16 protein-coding genes are annotated in these 20,437 nt (G+C 62.8%); 6 read left to right on the top strand and 10 right to left on the bottom strand.

Translation table 11 applies throughout. The annotated features are described in order from the left end of the window. Window positions 1-121: 121 nt before the first annotated feature. Both C4K38_RS07455 and C4K38_RS07450 read right to left on the bottom strand, forming a co-directional pair. Window positions 122-805 (bottom strand): class I SAM-dependent methyltransferase, encoded by a 684-nt coding sequence (locus tag C4K38_RS07455; protein ID WP_053277839.1) that lies wholly within the window; start codon window positions 803-805, stop codon window positions 122-124. Window positions 806-889: 84 nt separating this feature from the next. Further along, window positions 890-2,539 carry a phosphoethanolamine transferase gene (locus C4K38_RS07450; RefSeq protein WP_053277838.1) on the bottom strand — a complete coding sequence of 550 codons (1,650 nt, stop codon included), beginning with the start codon at window positions 2,537-2,539 and terminating at the stop codon, window positions 890-892. Between the two features lie 266 nt (window positions 2,540-2,805). Here C4K38_RS07450 and C4K38_RS07445 point away from each other — a divergent pair, with 266 nt between their 5' ends. After that, the gene (locus C4K38_RS07445) at window positions 2,806-3,588 is read left to right on the top strand and encodes a transporter substrate-binding domain-containing protein (protein ID WP_053277837.1); all 783 of its coding nucleotides are present in this window, start codon (window positions 2,806-2,808) and stop codon (window positions 3,586-3,588) included. Here C4K38_RS07445 and cynR read toward each other — a convergent pair. Next, entirely contained in the window at window positions 3,557-4,450 is an 894-nt protein-coding gene (gene cynR, locus C4K38_RS07440; RefSeq protein ID WP_124345264.1) for a transcriptional regulator CynR, read from the bottom strand. The two genes, C4K38_RS07445 and cynR, sit on opposite strands and share 32 nt — an antisense overlap. Before the next feature lie 111 nt (window positions 4,451-4,561). On the opposite strand from cynR, the gene C4K38_RS07435 reads away from it, so the two are divergent. The 5 genes from C4K38_RS07435 to C4K38_RS07415 all read left to right on the top strand — a co-directional run bounded on the left by C4K38_RS07435 (window position 4,562) and on the right by C4K38_RS07415 (window position 9,216). Beyond that, window positions 4,562-5,221 carry a carbonic anhydrase gene (locus C4K38_RS07435; protein ID WP_053277836.1) on the top strand — a complete coding sequence of 220 codons (660 nt, stop codon included), beginning with the start codon at window positions 4,562-4,564 and terminating at the stop codon, window positions 5,219-5,221. A gap of 62 nt (window positions 5,222-5,283) precedes the next feature. Beyond that, window positions 5,284-5,754, top strand: a complete 471-nt coding sequence (gene cynS, locus C4K38_RS07430; RefSeq protein ID WP_009042607.1) for a cyanase — start codon at window positions 5,284-5,286, stop codon at window positions 5,752-5,754. Window positions 5,755-5,980: 226 nt separating this feature from the next. After that, on the top strand, window positions 5,981-7,165 hold the full coding sequence (locus C4K38_RS07425) for a cyanate transporter (protein ID WP_053277835.1): 1,185 nt from the start codon (window positions 5,981-5,983) through the stop codon (window positions 7,163-7,165). Window positions 7,166-7,181: 16 nt separating this feature from the next. Then, complete coding sequence (locus C4K38_RS07420) at window positions 7,182-8,093, top strand: DMT family transporter (protein WP_053277834.1); 912 nt, start codon at window positions 7,182-7,184, stop codon at window positions 8,091-8,093. 184 nt (window positions 8,094-8,277) lie between these two features. After that, window positions 8,278-9,216: a LysR family transcriptional regulator gene (locus C4K38_RS07415; RefSeq protein ID WP_025805042.1), complete on the top strand. Its 939-nt coding sequence runs from the start codon at window positions 8,278-8,280 to the stop codon at window positions 9,214-9,216. A gap of 24 nt (window positions 9,217-9,240) precedes the next feature. Here the strand turns inward: C4K38_RS07415 and C4K38_RS07410 are convergent, their stop codons facing one another. The 7 genes from C4K38_RS07410 to C4K38_RS07380 form a co-directional block, all read right to left on the bottom strand. Further along, window positions 9,241-9,603, bottom strand: a complete 363-nt coding sequence (locus C4K38_RS07410; protein ID WP_025805041.1) for a 5-carboxymethyl-2-hydroxymuconate Delta-isomerase — start codon at window positions 9,601-9,603, stop codon at window positions 9,241-9,243. Between the two features lie 80 nt (window positions 9,604-9,683). Continuing rightward, on the bottom strand, window positions 9,684-10,613 hold the full coding sequence (locus C4K38_RS07405) for a LysR substrate-binding domain-containing protein (RefSeq protein ID WP_053277833.1): 930 nt from the start codon (window positions 10,611-10,613) through the stop codon (window positions 9,684-9,686). 94 nt (window positions 10,614-10,707) lie between these two features. After that, window positions 10,708-11,880 carry a fimbrial protein gene (locus tag C4K38_RS07400; RefSeq protein WP_053277832.1) on the bottom strand — a complete coding sequence of 391 codons (1,173 nt, stop codon included), beginning with the start codon at window positions 11,878-11,880 and terminating at the stop codon, window positions 10,708-10,710. 187 nt (window positions 11,881-12,067) lie between these two features. Then, complete coding sequence (locus C4K38_RS07395; protein WP_053277831.1) at window positions 12,068-15,109, bottom strand: two-partner secretion domain-containing protein; 3,042 nt, start codon at window positions 15,107-15,109, stop codon at window positions 12,068-12,070. 74 nt (window positions 15,110-15,183) lie between these two features. Next, window positions 15,184-16,869, bottom strand: a complete 1,686-nt coding sequence (locus C4K38_RS07390; RefSeq protein WP_053277830.1) for a ShlB/FhaC/HecB family hemolysin secretion/activation protein — start codon at window positions 16,867-16,869, stop codon at window positions 15,184-15,186. Window positions 16,870-16,948: 79 nt separating this feature from the next. Beyond that, entirely contained in the window at window positions 16,949-17,728 is a 780-nt protein-coding gene (locus C4K38_RS07385; protein WP_053277829.1) for a fimbrial biogenesis chaperone, read from the bottom strand. Next, on the bottom strand, window positions 17,728-20,298 hold the full coding sequence (locus C4K38_RS07380) for a fimbria/pilus outer membrane usher protein (protein WP_053277828.1): 2,571 nt from the start codon (window positions 20,296-20,298) through the stop codon (window positions 17,728-17,730). The genes C4K38_RS07385 and C4K38_RS07380 overlap by 1 nt, the downstream gene beginning before the upstream one ends. Between the last annotated feature and the right edge of the window lie 139 nt (window positions 20,299-20,437).

Here is a 20,437-nt window from a genome sequence, read left to right as displayed (position 1 = left end):
CGGCTCTCCCTTGAAGAATGGCGCGCAGTATATATCGCCCTTGGCGATTTCTGAGCATTCACTCGACAAGAGCCTGCGCGAAATCGGCGCCCGGCCACAAGAATAGTCCGCACCCCGTCGGCTAGCCCTGTTTGCGCAGTACGTAAACCCGCCAGGCGGCACAGCCGGGAATGAAATCCTGGTGGCTGAGCACTTCGAATCCCGCGTCCTTGAACTCGGTCTCGACCTGCGACCTGCTGATCTCCAGTTGTGGAGCACGTTGCAGTTGCAGGGTGCCGTTGTCCTCCAGCCGCTCGTACAGGGCTTTCAAGCGACTGTCGATGCGCACCGCGAGGATCACCGAATCGCGACTGACCCGATGAAACTCGCGCAGCAACGCCAGGCGCGCCTCGCTGCTGGCGACATGGGGGAACAGTTGCAGGCAGACGATGCAGTCCACCGCATTGGCCGACAGGCCGATGCTGAACGATGAACTCTGGAAGGTCTTGACCCGCTTGAGCAGGCTGGCCGGATGGTGGGTCTGGGCGTGGTTGAGCATGTCCTGGGACGGGTCCGCCGCCAGGATCACCCGGTTACTGTGTTCGCCCAGCACCGGCCAGAAACGCCCCGCGCCGCAGGCCAGGTCGAGAATCAGGCCCGGCTCGCCCGCCACCTTCAGCGCGCGGCGGACCAGCCGCTCATCACGCCACAGCGACAGGCGCCGCCCCATCCCGAGCGGACGCTCGTCGCCACAGACGCGCGCATGCGCCTGGTCGTAGCGCCTGGCGAACTCAAGCTCGAGGGGGGATGGAGGGTGCGCGGACATGGTTCTGCTGGCTCTTGTAAGTCTTGGATGAAAAACAGGTTACCGCCCTGATCGTGAAAAAAAGGTCGAACGCCGATCAAGGCTTCATTGCCGCGCCAGCACGCCGTCGACCACGCTGCCCCGGCAGCCGGCGAACAGGTCCAGGTCGGGCTTGTAGACCTGGCTGTCGACCTCCAGCAGACCAAGCATCGAGTGGAACAGATTGTCCTGGCTCAGCGGCTTTTCCCGGCTCAGTTGCAGGCAATGGGTGTCCACCGAGAAGGCCTTCTGATAGCTGTCCGAGAACCAGGCCAGCATCGCCACGTGTTTCTGCTGCGACGGCGCGAGCATGTAGGGCGTGCCATGCAGGAACAGGTTGTATTCGCCCAGGGACTCGCCGTGGTCCGACAGATAGAGCATGGCGGTGTCGACCTTGTCCTGGTTGCTGCGCAGCAGGTCGATCAGGGTCGACAGCACGTGGTCGGTGTACACCAGCGTATTGTCGTAGCCATTGACGATGCTCTCGCGGCTGCAATTGTTCAGGGCGTTGCTCTGGCACACCGGGGTGAAGCGCTCGTATTCCTTGGGGTAGCGCTTGAAGTATTCCGGCCCGTGGCTGCCCATCTGGTGCAGGACCAGCACGGTGTCCTTGTCCAGGGTATCGATGAAATGCTGCAGGCCCTGGAGCAGGATCTCGTCGCGGCATTCACTGTTAGCGCAGAGCGCCGGGTCCTTGAGGTTGCTGACGTCGTCGAGGGTCACCCGATCGCAGGTGCCCTTGCAGCCGGACTGGTTGTCCCGCCAGATCACCTCGAGCCCGGCGCGCTTGAGCACGTCCAGCAGCCCTTCTTCGTTCTTCGCCTTGCTGGCGTCGTAGTTCTTGCGCCCCATGTTGGAGAACATGCAAGGCACCGATACCGCAGTCTCGGTGCCGCAGGAAGACACGTCGGTGAACGCGATCAGGCCCTTTTCCTGACTGAGTTTCGGCGTGGTATCACGCTCGTAGCCCAGTACGCCGAAGTTCTCGGCCCGGGCACTTTCGCCGACCACCAGCACCGTCAGCGACTTGCGTGCGTGGCCCTGCCAGGTCGGATTACGCTGGGCGTCCTCGCCGATCTTGACGAAGGGCTGGCGCGCCGAGACCACTTGCTCACGCAGGTAGCCGATGGAAGCGCCCACGTAGTTGCTCGGCACTATCATCAGGCGCAGTTCATGGTGATTGCGAAACAGCGAGGCCAGCCCCTGATAGTTGGCCAGGGCCACCCCGCCGATGGCTGCCGCGGAAATAACGGAAACCAGCAACTTGCTCAATAACTCGCGGTGCCAGCGACGATAATTAATCGGGGTCTTGAACAATAACCAGGAAGGCAACACACCCAGGAACAGAATATAACCAAGCAACTTCAGCGAGAGTAAGCCTTGCACTTCCGTTGCATTGGTTTCGGCGAAGTTGCGAAACATTCCGGCATCGATCAACACCCCGTACTGGCTCATGAAATAAGCCACACCGGCACTGACCATAAACAATAGAACCAGTACCGGCTTGAGCACCCGGCGGAACGCCAGCAAGGTCAGAATGATGTTGAAGGCGCAGAAGATCATCACCCCGAAGGCCAAGCGCATGGCGATGCCACGGGTGTCCGAGTCGGTAATGCTAAACAGGTGCTGCCAGAGCACAAAGTTGCAGCCCAGTAATAAAAAGGCGCTGGCAATCAGCGTCACCCATTCGGGGCGCAGGGGTTTAATGTTCAGCATGACGATCGGCTTGTTCCTTGAAAGAAGTGCGTCGTCAACAAGCCCGTTATTCAATGACTGCCCACGACAGCACGGACTTTAGGTAGCCGACCATCAACGTTTCGTGAAAAAGAAGCCAACAAATAGTTGGCATGGCTCTTTGCCAAAACTTTTTCGGCGAAAACACTCCGCAACGCACTGGCAAGCGATGTGCCTTGCCCTGCTCGGGCCCGGCGCAAATAATGAGTCGCCCTCGGCCACTCCCCTCGTCATCAAGGATCGACCGCATGAAAGCACGCCTTCTGCTCTGCTCGCTGCTGACCCTCAGCGCCCCGGCATTTGCCGCACCCAACGCCTCGCACCTGGATCAGGTCATCGAACGTGGCCACCTGAACGTCTGCACCACCGGCGACTACAAGCCCTACACCTACCTGCGCTCAGACGGCGCCTATGAAGGCATCGATATTTCGATGGCGCAGTCCCTGGCGCAAAGCCTGGGGGTCGAGGTGAAGTGGGTGAAGACCACCTGGAAAACCCTGATGCCGGACTTCCTGGCGAACCAGTGCGACATCGCCGTGGGCGGCATTTCCGTGTCCCTGGAGCGGCAGAAGAAAGCCTTCTTCAGCGACACCCTGGGCGTCGACGGGAAAATCCCCCTGGTGCGTTGCGCGGACAAGCAGCGCTACCAGACCGTCGAACAGATCAACCAGCCTTCGGTGCGCCTGATCGAGCCGCCGGGAGGCACCAACGAAGTCTTCGCCCGGGCCCGCCTGCCCAAGGCCAGCCTGACCCTGTTTCCTGACAACGTGACCATCTTCGAGCAACTGCTACAGAACAAGGCCGACGTGATGATCACCGACGCTTCCGAAGCGCGCTTCCAGCAGAAGCTCAAGCCAGGGCTATGCGCGGTGAACCCCGAGCAGTACCTGCAATACAGTGAAAAAGCCTTCCTCCTGCCACGGGACGACGTCGCCTGGAAAAGCTACGTCGACCAGTGGCTACACCTGAGCAAGGCCACCGGTTTCTACACCGGCGTGGTCAATCAGTGGCTGGCGGCGCCCACGCCCTGAGTCGTAGCAGCTCGCGAAAAGCCTGGCACGCGGCGCTGCGATAGGCGCCCTTGCGCCCCAGCAGCGCCACGCTGCGGGGCGCCAGGGCCGGTTGCAGGATCACCGGGCGCAGGCCCGGCTGCTCCTGGGTAATGGCCAGCGGCAGGATGGTCGCCAGTTGCCCACGGCGGACGATTTCGACAATGGCGCCTATGGAGTTGGCTTCGATGGCGATGCGCGGTGTTATGCCCTGCTCGCGGCAATAACGGTCGATATGCTGGCGGGTGGCGAAATCGCCGCTGAGCAGCACCAGCGGCTGCCGCTCCAGCTCGGCCGCCGTCAGCTGCCGCGGTAGCTCGGGCTGCTGCTCGCGGCTCACCATCAGGCTCAGGCTCTCCTCGAACAGCAACTGGCTGTCGATGTCCGGCAGGTGCTGCCCGGCAAAGGCGATGCCCAGGTCCAGGCGGTCTTCGGCCAGGGACGCTTCCAGCTGATCCTGGGTCATTTCTTCGAGGCTCAGGGCGATCCCCGGATAACGCTGGTTGAAACGGGTCAGCAGCGGCCCAGCCAGGTAAGTGATGAAGGTCGGAGTCATGCCCAGGCGCAACGAGCCGCGCCGCAGATCCTGCACGTCATGCATGGCCCGCTTGGCCGCCTCCAGGTCCTGCAGGGCCAGCCGCGCATAACGCACATAGGCCTCGCCGGCGTCGGTCAGGCGCACGGTGCGCCCCGAGCGGTCGAACAGCGGCGCGCCGAGGCTGTCCTCCAGTTGCTTGATCTGTTGCGACAGCGTCGGCTGGGACACATGCAAGGCTTCGGCGGCGCGGGTGAAGTTGCCGTGCTCGGCGACGGCCAGCAGGTAACGGATATGGCGTAGCAGCATGCTGGGCTTCCAACTATAGGCAGTACTTATGGAAAGCATAACAAGCCGGTCTTGGACGCTATAGCTGAAATTTCCCATCCTTGCGCCATCAGCGATGCAAGGAGAACCACCATGCAGCACATCATCGACGGCTTTCTCAAGTTCCAGCGCGAAGCCTTTCCGAAACGCAGCGAGCTGTTCAAGCAGCTGGCCACCACCCAGAACCCCGGCACCCTGTTCGTCACCTGCTCCGACAGCCGGGTGGTACCGGAACTGCTGACCCAGCAGGAGCCGGGCGATCTGTTCGTGATCCGCAACGCCGGCAATATCGTGCCCTCCTACGGGCCGGAACCGGGCGGCGTGTCGGCCACAGTGGAATACGCGGTGGCGGTGCTCGGGGTCAGCGATATCGTGATCTGCGGACATTCGGACTGCGGCGCCATGACCGCCATTTCCACCTGCAAATGCCTGGACCACCTGCCGGCCGTGGCCAACTGGCTGCGCCATGCCGAGTCGGCCAAGGTGGTCAATGCCGCCCGCAGCCACGTCTCGGACGAGGCCCGCCTGGATGCCCTGGTGCGGGAAAACGTGATCGCCCAGTTGGCTAACCTGAAGACCCATCCCGCGGTCGCCCTGGCCCTGGAACAGGGCCGGCTGAACCTGCACGGCTGGGTCTACGACATCGCCAGCGGCGACATTGCCGCGCTGGACGGCCCGAGCCAGGGCTTCGTGTCCCTGGCCGAACACCCCGACACCTGCGCCTTGGTCGGCAAACCGCGACACGCGGCTTAAGTGCTCTTTTTTCCACAAGCCTTTTCAACAACCGCTGCACCATCCCCAAAGAGGAACTCGACATGCTGCAATCCCAATTCGCCCAAGCCCCACGCCTGGCCCTGGCCGACACCATCATCGATGCCAAGGCGCGCAAGAACCTGTCGTGGCAACAACTCACCGACGGCACCGGCCTGAGCCTGGCCTTCGTCACCGCCGCCCTGCTCGGCCAGCACGCCTTGCCGGCCGCGGCCGCCGACCTGGTCTGCAGCAAGCTCGACCTGGACCAGGACGCCAGCCGCCTGCTGCAAAGCATCCCGTCGCGCGGCAGCATCCCCGGCGGCATCCCCACCGACCCGACTGTGTACCGCTTCTATGAAATGCTCCAGGTCTACGGTTCGACCCTCAAGGCGCTGGTCCACGAGCAGTTCGGCGACGGCATCATCAGCGCCATCAACTTCAAGCTCGACATCAAGAAAGTCGAAGACCCGGAAGGCGGTTCCCGCGCGGTGATCACCCTGGATGGCAAGTACCTGCCGACCAAGCCGTTCTGAGCCCCCTGTAGCCGCTGCCGCAGGCTGCGATCCAGGCCGCAGGACTGGCGAACCGGCAACGCGGTGCTTCCGGCAGACCGCTTGCGCAGGTTTGGGGGCCGCTTCGCAGCCCAGCGCAGCCTGCGCAGGTGTTATTTAATTTTTAGATAGTCCTGCAAACTTTCTGATTTGCCCCAACCACGCCCCTCCCCGCCTAATCAGCGCCTGAATTCTTCAAGGCCTGGTTATGGAAAACGTTCGCGCAACAACCCGCCCCGCCTTCTGGCTGATGCTCAGCGTGATTCTGGTGGCCTTGAACCTGCGGCCGTCGATGGCCGCCGTCGGCCCCTTACTGTCCAGCATCCGTGGCGATATCGCCCTGAGCTTCAGCGGCGCCGCGCTGCTGACCATGCTGCCAGTCATGGCCATGGGCCTGGCGATGTTCTTCGGCGTGCGCATCGGCCAGCGCCTGGGCGAGCACCGCAGCGTGGTGATTTCGCTGCTGGTCATTGGCCTGGCCACCCTGTCGCGGCTGTTCCTCGATTCGGCGGCCGAGCTGATCCTCAGCGCCGTGCTCGCCGGCCTCGGCATCGCCCTGATCCAGGCGCTGATGCCGGCGCTGATCAAGTCGCGTTTTCCCGACAATGTCTCGCTGTTCATGGGCCTGTACGTCACCTCGATCATGGGCGGCGCGGCAGTCGCGGCGTCCTTCGCTCCGCTGGTGATGAGCCGCACCGGCAGTTGGCGCCTGGGCCTGGCGATCTGGGCGGCGCTGGCGGTCCTGGCGCTGCTGTTCTGGTACGCGCAACGGGCGGCCATGCCGAAACTGCCGGGCGCCGCAACCCGCCACGAAGCCTTTGCCGGCAACCGTCGCGCCTGGCTGCTGGCGATCTTCTTCGGCCTGGGCACGGCGTCCTACACCTGTGTCCTGGCGTGGCTGGCCCCCTACTACGTGGAGCAGGGCTGGAGCGAACAGAACGCCGGCCTGCTGCTGGGGTTTCTCACCGCCATGGAAGTGGTCTCGGGCCTGGTGACGCCGGCCATCGCCAACCGCAGCCAGGACCGCCGCCTGGTGCTGGTGGCGTTGCTGGTGCTGATCATCGCCGGCTTCTGCGGGCTGATCCTCAGCCCGCAGCACCTGAGCCTGCTCTGGCCGTGCCTGCTCGGCCTGGGCATCGGCGGGTTGTTTCCCATGAGCCTGATCGTGTCCCTCGACCACCTGGACAATCCGCGGCGCGCCGGTGGCCTGACGGCCTTCGTGCAAGGCATCGGCTACCTGATCGCCGGCCTGTCGCCGCTGCTCGCCGGGATCATCCGCGACCGCCTGGGCAGTTTCGAGTGGGCCTGGTGGTCGCTGACCGCGGTCATGGCGCTGATGATCCTGATGGTCCTGCGCTTCGATCCACGGCATTACCACCGCCACTTCCAATGACCTGGGAAACGCACCGATGAAACCCGCCAGCTTGCTCAACGCCCACCTCGGCATGCTGCTATGGGCGGTGCTGATCGCCGCCTCGTTCTTCGCCGCGGCCCAGGTCAGCCAGGCCGTCGACCCGCTCCTGCTGACCGGCCTGCGCCTGCTGCTGTCGGCCCTGATGTTCGTACCGTCGCTGTGGCTCAACGGCGCGTTCCGGATCACCCGCGCCGGGTTGCGGGCGCATGCCGTGCTGGGCCTGTTGCTGGCGGTGTACTTCGCCTCGCTGTTCGAGGCGCTGCGGCATACCTCGGCGGTCAACACCGGCATCCTGTTTGCCCTGGTACCGCTGCTGACCCTGCTGTTCGAGAGTGTTCTGCTGAGCGGCAGCCCAGCAAAAAACCGCCTGTTGCCGATGCTGCTGGCGGCCGCCGGGGCCATGCTGCTGACCTTCAGGGGCGGCGGCGCCGAGGGCATGCCGTCGCTCTACGCGGTCGGCGTGTATGGGGTCGGCTGCCTGGCCATGGCCTGTTATTCGCCACTGAGCCAACGGCTGAAAGCCACCAGCCTGAAAGATCGCAGCCCGGCCGCCATGACCTTCTGGAACATGCTGTTCGGCGCGCTGTTCCTGTTCGCCTTCTGCTTGCCGGGCGGTAGCTGGCGCAGCGCCGCCCTGCTCACTCTCAACGATGGTCTGTGGCTGCTGTACCTGGCCTTGTTCGCCACCCTGGCGACTTTTTGGCTGCTACACCGGGCCATCGGGGTGATCGCGCCGGCCACGGTCATTTCCTACATCTACCTGAGCACCCTGTTCATCGCCCTCTTCCACTGGTTCGGGCTGGGCCGGCAACCCTTGCCGAGCGAGCTGCTCGGCACGCTGCTGGTGGGCCTGGGCATGCTCGCGCTGATCCTCGGCAGCCGCCGGCCGGCACCGGCGCTCGGCTGAACGCACAAGACACAGGGACAAGCCGCCAAGCGCTGCTCCACACTGCGCAGGTCGTGTTATCGGAATTAATTGTCCCCTCGTTATCCGTGAAACCCCGGGGCAAGGATTCAATTAGGACGATCGTTCCGTTAGCATCAGGCGAGTTTGCGCACGACCGCGCGAGGTGCTTAACGAGACGGAACTGATGCTGAACAGTAACTTGCTTAGAAAGCTCGATATGCAGGACTTGATGGTGTTCGTCGCCGTGTACGAGCAAAGCAGTGTGACCGGGGTATCGGAAACCCTGTGCGTCAGTCAGTCGACCGTCAGTTACTGCCTGAAAAAACTGCGCACCGGCTTCGAGGACGAGCTGTTTATCAACACCCGCACCGGCATGCGTCCGACCTACAAAGCCACCACCATGTACAGCCACGTGCTGAAGGTTCTCGAGAGCATCAACCTGTGCCACTCCGGGGTCCAGGCCTTCGACCCGACCCGCCAGGCCGTCACCTTCAATGTCTGCGCGCCGGAATATTTCGAACTGCTGATCCTGCCCCGTCTGCTCAAGGGCTTCGACTTCGCCGACCTGCCGGTGTCGGTCAATGTGCACAAGCTGGAAACCGACATTCCCGCCGATGAACTGCGCGACGGCAGCCTGGACCTGGTGATCTGCTTCGGCCCGAACTTTCACCACAACCACCCGGACCTCAAGTCGCAGATGCTGCTGGAGGATGATCTGGTGTGTGTCTTCGACAAGCGCGCGACGCCGCCGCTGGAACCGCGTTTCAGCCTGCAGTCGTTCGTCGAGCGCCGGCATGTCTACCCCACGCCCTGGACCTCGACCACCAACATGGTCGACGGCTGGCTGGCCCGCCAGGCCCATCGGCGGCAGATCGTCGCGCGCTCCAACAGCTACAGCGCGGCGCTGAAGATGATCACCGGCACCGACTTCATCCTGACCCTGCCGCGGCGCATCCAGGCGCTGCTGACCAACGACGCGGTGTTCAGCCATTGCGAAGCGCCCAACGGCCTGCCGGGTTTTACCCTGGACATGCAATGGAGCGCGCACACCGACCAGGACAGCGCCAACACCTGGTTCCGCGAGCAGGTGGTCAAGGTCTGCGCGCAGCAGGGCCTATTGTAGGTTCAGGCCCTGCCGCATTCCGGCTCAGTGACCGATGCTGAGCTTGCCGTAGGACTCGCGGTCGATATCCAGGATCTCCACCGCCAGTTGCAACTCGACGCCGGCCGGCCATTCGCAGAGTTCCTGCAACACCGCCAGCAGGCTTTGCGAAAGCTGCTTCTTGATCTCTGGCGAACGCCCGCTGAGCAACGACAGCTTCACATGCACGAATCCCCGCTCGCCGAGACCGGTGCCGACGCGAAACGTCTCGACCTTGCGCGCGCGGCTCTTGATGTCGTATTCAGCGAACTGCCCGGACGCCACCAACGCGTGGTTGAACCGCAGCAAGGCCTTGTCGGCATCCAGTTGCGGCAGGTTGGCGGTGTATTCCATATGCAGATGAGGCATGGCAGAGCTCCCTGAAAGGTGAGGAAAAAGGCGCTCCATACTACACGCCTGCCTGAATCCTCTACCAAGGGATAAGAAGCTCAATGGGCCTTGGGCGGCGCCACGTCGCGGTCGCTCATGAAGGCCTCCAGCCGCGAACGCAGCCAGCGCTCGGCCGGGTCGGTATCGACATGGCTGAGCCAGACCATGGACAGGTCCAGGGTCGGGGTCTTGAACGGGAACGGCTCCTGGAACAACTGCCCCGACGCGGCCATGGCCGCCGCCGCGTAGTCCGGCAGGCTGGCGATCATGTCGGTCCCCGCCAGCAACGCCGGCAGCGCACTGTACTGCGGCACCGACAATACCACCTGGCGCTGCCGGCCGATCTCGGCCAGCCACTCATCGGCAAAGCCGCTGACATTGGCCGTATGCGACACCAGCACATGCGGGCGCGAACAGTATTCGTCGAGGGTCAGCGGCGTGTCGCTGGCATCGGCGCGCAGCACGCTGGGCTGGATATGCCGCAGCAGCTTGCGCTTGGCGTTGGCCGGCAGCCCACGGGTCTGGCTGATGCCCACGGTGATGTCGCCGGCGGCCAGCAGGTCCGGGATCCGCCAGTAGTCCGCGTGCTGCACCACGAACACCACATTCGGCGCTTCCTGGCGCAAGGTCCGCAACAGCGGTGGCAACAAGCCGAACTCGACGTCGTCGGACAGGCCGATGCGGAAGGTCATGGTGCTGCTGGCGGGATCGAAATCATGGGTCAGGCTCAAGGCCGAGGACAAGGCATCCAGCGCCGGCGACAGGTGCTGGATCAGCTCCTCGGCGCGGGCGGTCGGCTCCATCCGGTGGCCCACGCGAATGAACAGCGGATCGTTGAAGATCGCGCGCAAGCGATTGAGCGCCGAGCTGATGGTCGGCTGGCCGAGAAACAGCTTCTCCGCCGCCCGGGTCACATTGCGCTCGAGCATCAGGGTTTCGAACACCACCATCAGGTTGATATCGGCCTTGCGCAGTTCGTTGCGATTCATCCGCGTGCTCCATCCCCAGGTCGGAGCCCAGTGTAGAAAGGCCCCGCAACGGCGTCTATCGCCATCGAAGGGCCTTAGTTCAAGCCGGAATGACTCAAGGGAAGGTAAAGGTGAACTCCGCCGCGCCATCGGCATCGCCGACCTTGAGCTCGGCATCGCTGCCGGTGCGGATGTAGCCGGCCCGCAGGGGAATGATCGCGCTGTCGCCCACCCGCTGCATGTCGTAGAGGGTGCCGTCGTACTTGATCCGCTGCTGGTTCAGGTCGTTGATCATGATGATGCCGAAGCCCTTGGCGCTGTTGGGCGAAGCCGTCAGGTTGAGCACCGACGGGTCGGTGTGGCCGGGCACTTTGTCGGTGAAGGTGATCTGCGGCCTGGCATTCAACGCGCACTGGCTCAGCTCGATGCGAAACGGCACCGGCGACGAGGTGGAACCCACCTTGGGAAAATTGGCCAGGGAGAAACGCCCAAGCTTCACCGGGATGGTCTTGTACGACTCCACCTCGCATTTGTTGGGAATAATGGGCCCGGTCCCGCCCCCCATATTGATGATAGCGGGCCCCATCAACGGGTAGGGTTTGCGGCAAATGCCGATGGGTATGTTGTCGCTCGGAATATCGACCTGCCCCCCCAGGCTGGCCACATCCTTGAGCAAGTCGACCGCATACAGCATCAGTCCCGAACTGCCGGCGACCCGGTTGATCACCAGCTCGCCGCTGGGCAACTGGCTGGGGGGCACCGTGAGGATCAGCGATTGCAGGTAGTTGGTCACCATCAGCGAGCGCTGGTTCTGGCCAACGCTGGGGTCGAACAGAACCAGGTTCTTTTCCAGCGCGACGGGCTTGGGCGTCTGGGTGATGTCCCTGAGCACACCGTCCGAGGAACTCACGGCAATCTTGAAACCGATGCCGCTGATATTGGTTGGCGCGATGGCATCGGACAATGGCGTGCCCGCGGTCCAGTACGCGGCAGATACCAGCTCATGGGCCTTGTTGCCGGTAGTGCCGCCATACTTGTAGTTGGTGATCAGTGCCACCGGCCGTTGCCACAAGACAGCGCCGACCGGCGTGGTGCTGGTCAATGGCGTCACTTCCACCCAGGGCCGGCCAGCGCCGTTACTGAACGTGCAGTCGATCGCCTGGCTTTCCAGCACGGCGGCCTGTGCCATCGCACCGATCAGGCTCGGAAACAGGCAGGCCAATGCCTGGACGGTGCGGTAAAGCCGGCGCCTGTGGCAGACAGGTCTGAATGCCAATGGGTAGGTCATGGGGGCCATTCTCCATGTGCTGCTTGAGCACGGCCGCGTTGATCGACCGGGCTTCGTTTAGATGGACGATCCGCGTCGCGGCTCATCCTGAAAGAGGGGGATGAATCGATAAAACCGATACGCCATGCCGCAGCATGGCGTATCGAGACCTTCGCGATACCTGGGTATCAGCGGGAGGTACCGAGGGTTACTGGATGACTCCGACGTTGAGGCCGGCAAGAGGCACCTGGGCCGCCTCGCCCAATGCCGAGTTGTATTTCATCTCGCCATAGTTGACGCCGACCAGGCCACCGTAGGTCTGGTAGCTCGGGTAATTGCCGTTGCCGTTGATCTTACCGCTGGCCACCGATTGACGGACGGTGCCCATGTTCAACCCCACCAGCCCTCCCAGACTCGCGTAATAACTGCCACTGACCGGCCCCAGGGCCAGGGAGTTGAGGATCTGGCCATGGTTCTGCCCCACCAGCCCACCGATGACGCTGCGCTGGTCGCCATAGACAGCGCCCTTGGCCGTAGCGGTTTCGATGACCGAGCCCAGGGTGCGCCCGTTGGTGCCCACCAGGCCACCCACGAAGCTGTTGGTACCGGCCCGGACGTCGCCACTGGCTTCGACCGAGTTCAAGTCACCGTCGTTGTTGCCGATCAGTCCGCCAACATGGCTGTTGGTGCCTGCAATGACCTTGCCGCGAGCCACGGCATGGCTGACAGAACCGCCGTAGTTGCTGCCGATCAGCCCGCCGGTATTGCTGTTGGTGCCCGCGGTGACATTGGCCAGAACCTCGGCGGTGTCTATTTTGCCGTAGAAGTTCTGACCGACCAGACCACCCACATGGGTGCCCGAGGTGTCGTTGACCGTACCGCTGGTCCTGACGTCGTTCAACGTGCTGTTCTGGTTGTAACCGATCAGCCCGCCTGCCGATGCACTGCCGTAGCCGTTGACCGTGCCGCTGAAGCTGGACTCCCTGACCGCACTGTTGGTGTTGAACCCGATCAGCCCACCAATATTGCTGGCGCTGTTACCCCGCACCGCTGCCGAGGAGCTCGAGCGCTCGACCGTACCGGTCTGGTTGTAACCGATCAGCCCGCCCATATTCGTGCCCACATAACTGCACGAGTTGTTACCGACTGAACCGCTGCTGGAAGAGTCGGCGATGTAACCGCCCCTGTTGGTCCCGACCAGGCCACCGGCACCGCCTGCAAAGGTACGTGCCAGGTACCCGCCGATGGCGACATTCGCCAAACTGTTGGTAATGCTTGCGGGACCAGTCACACCCAAAACGTTTTCACCGACCAGGCCACCCACCGATGAGGTGTAGGCGTTGCCATTCACGTAGGAGTTGACTGCCACCGATGCGCGATTGATAACACCGCCCGAATTGAGCCCGACCAGGCCACCCACGACGTTGGTGTTCGAGGCGTTGGCGTTGACCCGCAGACCAGTGGTGCTGACGTTGGTCAGAGTGCCGGTGTTCAACCCCACCAGGCCGCCGATATAGCTGAAGCCCGCTCCGGAGGTAGTGCCATTCACCGTCATGTTGGCCAGTTTCAGGTTACTGATACTGCCCGAGTTGCCGGCGAACAGGCCAACCATAGGCCCGGTATTGGTCACGGTGAAACCGCTGATGGTATTGCCCAGGCCGTCGAAGGCGCCGGCGAAAGCGCTATTGCCGCCGATGGACTTGAAGGCGCCGGAACCCTTGAGGTCGGTCCCCAGGACATACCGGCCATTGAGGTTGTTATTGACCGCCTGCAGCTGGGCGGTGTTTTGAATGACATCGTAGAGCGCACCATTCGAGTCGAACGAAGCCCCGCTACCGGACAAGGTGACCTTCGCGTCCTGCCCCAGGGCATAGCCGCTGCCATGGTTCAGCCCGAGGCTGGCATTGGCGCCACTGAGGGTCACGTTGCCGTTGAGCCGGATGGTTTCTTCAGCATTCATCTCGACCCGGGCCTTGATACCGGTGCTGGCCAGCCCGCCATTGACCTCGATGTTGCGTTTGGAAGACAGCTTCAACTGATTGCCGCTGTTCCAGGTGACGGGGCCGCCCACCACTACATCGCCAACACTGCTGGCCAGCTCGATATGGGTGGTCGCCAGGTTGTTCGACAAGGTGTCGGCGTAGACTGTGTCGGTGCCCGAGGCCGCTGTCGGATTGACCTTGACCGACCTCGAAGTGATCTTCCAGTTGCCCGTCTGGCCGTTGCTGGCCAGGGTATTGACCCGGGTCGCCAGTTGCACCTCGGTGTTCGCGCCTTTGGTCTCGATCACACCGCCATTGCCCACGGTGCCGATGGCGCTGGCAGTCATCGCCCCGCCCACCAGCACCTTGCCCATGTCGCCGCCATCGAGGGTGATCTTGCCGGCCGTGCCACGCAGGGTGTTGGCCTCGATGGTGCCCTGGTTGTTGACCACGGTCTGCAACATGGCGTCCGCACTCTTGGCGGTCATCAGCACCTGGCCACCGTCGGCCTTGAGCAGGCCGCCGTTTTTCACCAGGGCATCCACTGCGGCACCCTCGACTTGCAGGTTGAGCAGGTTGTTGCCGTCGAAGTTCAGGGTGAACTTGTCCCCCGCGCCCAGCGCGATCCGGCCCATTTGCGCCTGGATTACCCCATCGTTGCGCACGTTGGTCCCCAGCAGCGCCACGTTACCGCCCTGGGCGGCAATAATGTCGCCGTTGTTGATGATCTCCGCCGGCGAGTTGCCCGAGAACGTGTAGTTGCCGGCCTCGAAGTCTTTATTGGCAATGTCCCGGGTCGAAGCCACCAGCCCCCCCACGTTGACCTGGGCGCCCTGGCCGAACACGACGCCATTGGGGTTGACCAGAAACACCTGGCCGTTGGCATTGATCTGGCCCTGGATATCACTGGCATTGGTTCCGACCACACGGTTCAGTGCAACCGAGCTTTTAGTGGGCTGGTGGAAGGAGACCTTCTCACCCTTTTTGACGCTGAAGTCGTTCCAGTTGGTGATCAGCCTGTCACTTTTCTGGTTGATCGACATTTCCTTGCCATCGTTGAAGGTCAGGATATTGGCGTCTCCGGACACATGGGTATTTCCCGTTGGCAGGGCGAATGCCGAAGACATGGCGCCCACCCCCAGCAGGCTGACAGCCGCCACGACCATGCCCTTGCGTGCGCCCGACTTGCGCCGGCGCCGCGCGCCCTCATGAGCCACATTCCAGCATGCCAGGGCCTGGTTCCAAACCAGTGCATACATTTTGTTCACGGTAACGCCCTCTTCACTAAAGAACGCTCTGCAAACCATTTGCAGAACGACACCACTCCTGCTACGAGCAGGTACTAGAAATATTGCGTTGCGTTCATCCAGACCCGGGGGCGGCGCTCCGGCTTTTCCGGGTTGTTGCCGTTGTCATTCAGAGGCCAGGCAAGCGTCAGGTTGATTTGCTGCGAAGGCCCCGCCCAGCTGGCGCCGATACCGGTCGCCGTGAGCCGGCGGGTATTGTTTTCGGAGGTCCAGGGTTGGCGGTTGACCTTGACCGTGCCGTTGTCGGCGAAGGCGCTGAGCTGCCAGCGCGGGGCCAGGGCGTAGCGCAGTTCGGCGCTGGCCTGCCAGCCTTGGTCGCCACTGCCAGCACCCAATGGATAGCCGCGCACACCGTAGGGACCGCCAAGGCCGAGCTTTTCCGAGCTGTCCAGGTTGCTGTTGGCCCATTGCGCACTCAGCCGGGTATAGAGCTGGAAGCGGTCGCTCAGGCGCTGCAGGCGCGCGGCATTGAGATTGAGCTTGGCGAACTCGCCCGAGGTCCCCGCGGTGCGGCCATCCTGGACTTCCTCCTCGCGGTCGCCGAAGCGCAACCGCCCGCTGCCGTAGGACAGATCGAAGAAGCTCTGGCCGCCCCCGAAAAAACGGTCCTGGCTGTTGCCGCTGAGGCTCAGGGTCCACAGGTCGATCTGTTTGCGACTGCTGAACTCGAACAGGTCGATATCATCACGCAGCCGCTTGTCTTCGTATTGCAGTTGCGCAGTGAGGTCGAAGGTCCGGCTGCGCACCAGTGGCTGGGCGACGAAGAAACTGCGGAAGCTGGCGACACCGTGGTAATCCAGTACCTCGAAGTTCCTGCCCAGGCGGTAGCTCATTTCCGAGTACGCCCCGCCGATGCGGGTCGACCAGGGGCCGACCGGCAACTGGTAGGCCGCGCGGTAATAACGCTGCGACTCGTCGCTGCGCATCGCGCGCAGGCTCAGTTGGTCGCCAAGGCGCAAGGGGTTGTTGAGGTTGAGGCTGCCCCCCAGGCGGTATTCGCCGGTGTAATAACCGCCGAAGTTGTCCGCCTCCAGGGTGCCGTTCAACAGTGGCCCGGACTCGGTATCGACCACCAGGTCGGTGGTCCCGTACTCCTGGCCAGGACGCAAGGTGCCTCGGGCCTGGACCCCGGGCAGGTCGCTCAACAGCAAGAGACTGCGTTCCAGGTCCGCGTCGTATACCGCCTCGCCGCTGTTCAGCGACGACAGCGGCGCCCGCACCACTTGATCCAGGGCACGCGAACGGTTCTGCACTTCGATGCGCCCGTAACGCCCCTCGACCACCGCGATTTGCACCAGGCCGTTTTCAATGTCCTGGGGTGGCAGGAAAGCGCGGGCCAGTACATAACCCTGCTTCTGGTAGTAGTCGGTAATACGCTGCGCGGCCCCGCGCAGACCGGCCAGGTCCAGCTCCTGGCCCTGTAGGTCGGCCAGCAGCGCCTGCAGACGCTCGGTGCTGAAAACCTGGTTGCCCTCGATGGCAAACGTCTCGACCTGCACCCGGATCCCGGAAGTGTCCGGGGCTGCCGGTGCGGCAGGTGTCTCGGCCTTGGGCAGATCCAACTCCAGCTCCGAAGGGGCTGGCTGAGCCGGCTGGACCGACTCGATATCACGCATCGCCTGACCGGCGTTAGGCACCTGCAAGGCTAGGGCGATATTAGGCAATGCCAATGGCAGCAACGCCGCCAGGACGAAACACGACCCACGCCGCCCCAGACTCATGCCCGCCGGTCTCGCGCCATCAGGCGCTCGATCGCAACCGCATAACCACGCACTCGTCCCGACTCTGTCCGTCGCAAAACTACTGTTGTAACCGCGCACTTCCACTCAGCGTCTCCCCGCTGTCTATCGCCACCTGGTAACGAACGACCGTCGCGCTGGCGACGGCTGCCTTTTTTGTTGCGGGCAGGGCGATACGTGTCGTGCCGAAAGGCTCGAGCGTGATCCCCTGCCAACTGACCGATTGAGCTCCGCTGCCCAGTTCCAGCTGCGGGATGGACACGTAGTAAGGCGCCCGGCTGGTGGCCAGCAGCGCCATCTGCCCGTCTGCTCCGGGGGCCTTGTCGAGGCTCCAGACCACTTGCCCGATTGCCTCGTCCGCCTTGCCGGCAAGGCCTGAAGGGCGGTACAGCAGCTTCATGCGCATGCGGTAGGCCAGGCGCAGCAGATTGCTGTCGGTGGTCGTCACCGGTGGCACTTCGAGGAAATTGATCCAGAACACCGACTCGCGATCGCCGGGCAAGGGTTCGCCGGTGTAACGCACCACCAGGGCGCTGCGCTGTTGTGGGTCCAACCGTGAAATGGGCGGCGACAGTACGAACGGCACCGTCAGACGGCTCGGGTCGGCGCGCGTATCCCCCCGGTCCAGCCAGGCTTGCAGGAGGATCGGCGCATCGCCGGTATTGCCGACCCTGACCGTCAACGCCGAGGCATTGGCCGGGTAAATGAAGCGCGTACCGGTAATGGCCAGCGCCGCCTGGGCGTCGGCGCACAGCGACATCAGCAACCAGGCCGACATCAGGCCACCACAGATCCACCGAGCCATGGCCGAGGGGCGGCACAAGCCGCATGCCTGCTGCATCAGTCGCTCCTCACCTGAGCAGGTGCCCCGGCAGTGTCGGGAGGTACCGGGCGGCATGGCAGGTCGAACACCTCATAGCCCTTCGCCTCAGCCACCTTGGCAGAGGCTGCACCGCGCTCGGGCAGGCGGTAGTCGATCAGGCATTGCTGCCCGGGCTCATCGCCCCATTCGACACGAATCGAACCCTGGTCCTTTTCGCTGCGCAGCACCAGGCGACTGCCCTGGCCGACCGCGCCTATTTCCACCCCGCTCTCGGCGTCGGTGGCGATCGCGGCAAACGGCAGGAGCGCGCCATTGGGTTGCAGGCTGTTGATCAGGAAAGAACGCGCCTTGCGGGTCGGGTACGCCAGCATCACCACGGCCCCCGCCACCGGTGCCGTGTTACGCGAACTCACCTGCAGCTCGACGTCGTCGGGCACGCCCAGCGGATCGACATCCACGGTATTGAGCTGGAAAGGCGTCAGGCTGGGCACCACGGCGTAGCCACTGCCGTTCACCCGCGCCCCGCTATAACCGACTCCCGCGCCCAGGGCATGGGGCGCGTAGACCAGGCCGATGGTTTCGCTCAGGGTCTGGGCGAACGTCAGGCCGCCGGGGTGCAGGATCATGCCGCCGGACGCGCCGACGGATGCCTGACGGTAATCGCTGCCCTGGGAAAAACTGGAACTCAAAGCCACCTGGGGCAAGGAATAATTGAGACTGGCGTTGTGGCTGGTTTCCCGTTGCTTAGCATCACGGGAAACAGCCACGGCATAGGAGGCTTTGCCCGCGTCGTCCACTGTCCCGGAAACGCCGCTGGTCAAATGAGTTCCCGTACTCTGGTCGTGACTGACGAAGTTATTGAGCACCGTTGCGCCCCGGGTCTCACGGCCCAGCGGGATCGTAAGGGTCAAGCTCAAGGTCGTATTGCTACTGACTGCCCGACGCCCTGAATACCGGTTCTGTCCCAACGTGCGTTGTACGGCGAAGGAATAGCTGTTGCCCCGCCACTGATTGCTGTAACCCGTGGAAAAGCTCAGGGCCTTGCCTTGTCTATTCCAGTAATTGAGCGCCGAACCACTGGCATAGAAATGCCCGCCAGTGGCCTTCAACTGCTGACTGATATTCACATCCAGCCTGTCACGCATCCGGGAGAAGGCTTCCACCCGTTCGCCGCCCTCGACGAAGTCCTGCAATGCGACCGCGTCATGCAGTCCCAGATAGCCGCTGGTCGAGTAGCGATAAGCCAGTAACGAGAAGTTGGTACCGCTATTGGGCAGGTTCTTGCTGTAGGAAAGACGCAGGCTCGTCCCCTTCAGACGGCCCCTCCTGGGCACGTTGGTTTTGGCCTGGGTCACATCGAAGGCAAAACCTCCTACATCGGTATTGAGCGCGCTCCCCATCAGTACCGACATATAACTGCCCGTGACGGCGCTGCCGATGTATCCGGTAATGTCGTTATCCAGACCGCGCTGGGCTGTCCCTTGCAGCACATACTGGTTACTGCCGCGCAGCCCAGGATCGATGATCTGGCCGGCGGTGAAGCTATATCGGGAGTTCCCAGGGCGCAGTAACTGAACAGTCGTGGCGAATGGCACGGTGAAGCTGCTGCTCTTCCCGTTGGCCTCGGTCACGGTGACGTTCAAGTCGCCGCCGAAGCTGGCGGCTTGAAGATCGCTGATTTCGAAGGGTCCCGGCGCAACGGACGTTTCCGAGATCAGGTAACCACGTTGATAAATAGATACCTTGGCGTTCGAGCTGGCCGTCCCCCGGACAACGGGCGCGTAAAAACGCTCGTTGTCGGGCAGCATCCGGTCATCGCTGGTCAGTTGGGCACCGCGAAACGATACGGAGTCGAACAGATTGGCATCGGTGACGCTTTCGCCCACCAGCAACTGTGAACGCCATGCCGGCAATTCGGTCTGGCCGTAGATGGAGCCACGCTGATAACGGCTACCCGCTTCCGGGGACCAGGTCAGGGTGCCGTTATGCCGCAAGCGCACCGACCCCATATTGAGCCCCATGTTCAGACCGGCGTAAGCGTTGGTCTGGGTTCGGCCGTTATTCTGTGCGCTGAACAGGTTGGTGTTGTAGTTGAGCAGCCCTGCAGAAATGCCGCGATCCCAATTCGCCGGATCGACATAGGTTTTCGACCGGCCTTTCTGCAGGAAATATTGCGGCACCGAAAGATCGATCGTCAGCTTCTTGAGATCGATCTTTGTGGTAAGGCCAGGAATGTAGCGAGCCAGGTCTGCGCAATAGGTGCCCTCCGGCATGCTTTCGGAGGAAGGTTGCGCCGAAGCCGCCTTGTCCAGATCGATACCGGTGCGGACCAGCAACGAACGCTCATAACAAGGCTGGCCCCCTTGCGGCCCATGGGTGTCGCGAAACTCGATGTTCTGCGTGGCGCGCCACTGACCATTGACCAACAGGTCGATGCGGTAGTTGCCCGGAATGAGAAAGCCCTGGCGCTCAAAGCGGCTGGTATCGATGGGGGCACCTTCGGTCTGAAACAACATCTGCGAATCGAATACCACGCCCTGCCCCGCGGGCTCGGCAGTGAAAGTTTCAGCCCATGTTTCAGTCGCCATGACAATAGCCGCCGTAGAAACAAGACATAGAAAAAACCGACCTGGACTCCAACCGTACGAAACTAACGCACAAGCAAAAACAACCAGATAACTACGCTGGACGTTCAACATATTCGATACCGGCATGCAGCCAGGTCAT

This window comes from Pseudomonas chlororaphis subsp. piscium, assembly GCF_003850345.1.
In the GTDB taxonomy this organism is placed as follows: domain Bacteria; phylum Pseudomonadota; class Gammaproteobacteria; order Pseudomonadales; family Pseudomonadaceae; genus Aquipseudomonas; species Aquipseudomonas piscium.
Note: the sequence above shows the minus strand (reverse complement) of the source record. Positions and strands in the feature narration are given on the sequence as shown.

Excerpts from the sequence above, each read along its gene's own strand:
- C4K38_RS07455 (WP_053277839.1), bottom strand. The coding sequence starts at position 805 with ATGTCCGCGCACCCTCCATCCCCCCTCGAGCTTGAGTTCGCCAGGCGC.
- C4K38_RS07450 (WP_053277838.1), bottom strand. The coding sequence starts at position 2,539 with ATGCTGAACATTAAACCCCTGCGCCCCGAATGGGTGACGCTGATTGCC.
- C4K38_RS07445 (WP_053277837.1), top strand. The coding sequence starts at position 2,806 with ATGAAAGCACGCCTTCTGCTCTGCTCGCTGCTGACCCTCAGCGCCCCG.
- cynR (WP_124345264.1), bottom strand. The coding sequence starts at position 4,450 with ATGCTGCTACGCCATATCCGTTACCTGCTGGCCGTCGCCGAGCACGGC.
- C4K38_RS07435 (WP_053277836.1), top strand. The coding sequence starts at position 4,562 with ATGCAGCACATCATCGACGGCTTTCTCAAGTTCCAGCGCGAAGCCTTT.
- cynS (WP_009042607.1), top strand. The coding sequence starts at position 5,284 with ATGCTGCAATCCCAATTCGCCCAAGCCCCACGCCTGGCCCTGGCCGAC.
- C4K38_RS07425 (WP_053277835.1), top strand. The coding sequence starts at position 5,981 with ATGGAAAACGTTCGCGCAACAACCCGCCCCGCCTTCTGGCTGATGCTC.
- C4K38_RS07420 (WP_053277834.1), top strand. The coding sequence starts at position 7,182 with ATGAAACCCGCCAGCTTGCTCAACGCCCACCTCGGCATGCTGCTATGG.
- C4K38_RS07415 (WP_025805042.1), top strand. The coding sequence starts at position 8,278 with ATGCTGAACAGTAACTTGCTTAGAAAGCTCGATATGCAGGACTTGATG.
- C4K38_RS07410 (WP_025805041.1), bottom strand. The coding sequence starts at position 9,603 with ATGCCTCATCTGCATATGGAATACACCGCCAACCTGCCGCAACTGGAT.
- C4K38_RS07405 (WP_053277833.1), bottom strand. The coding sequence starts at position 10,613 with ATGAATCGCAACGAACTGCGCAAGGCCGATATCAACCTGATGGTGGTG.
- C4K38_RS07400 (WP_053277832.1), bottom strand. The coding sequence starts at position 11,880 with ATGACCTACCCATTGGCATTCAGACCTGTCTGCCACAGGCGCCGGCTT.
- C4K38_RS07390 (WP_053277830.1), bottom strand. The coding sequence starts at position 16,869 with ATGAGTCTGGGGCGGCGTGGGTCGTGTTTCGTCCTGGCGGCGTTGCTG.
- C4K38_RS07385 (WP_053277829.1), bottom strand. The coding sequence starts at position 17,728 with ATGCAGCAGGCATGCGGCTTGTGCCGCCCCTCGGCCATGGCTCGGTGG.
- C4K38_RS07380 (WP_053277828.1), bottom strand. The coding sequence starts at position 20,298 with ATGGCGACTGAAACATGGGCTGAAACTTTCACTGCCGAGCCCGCGGGG.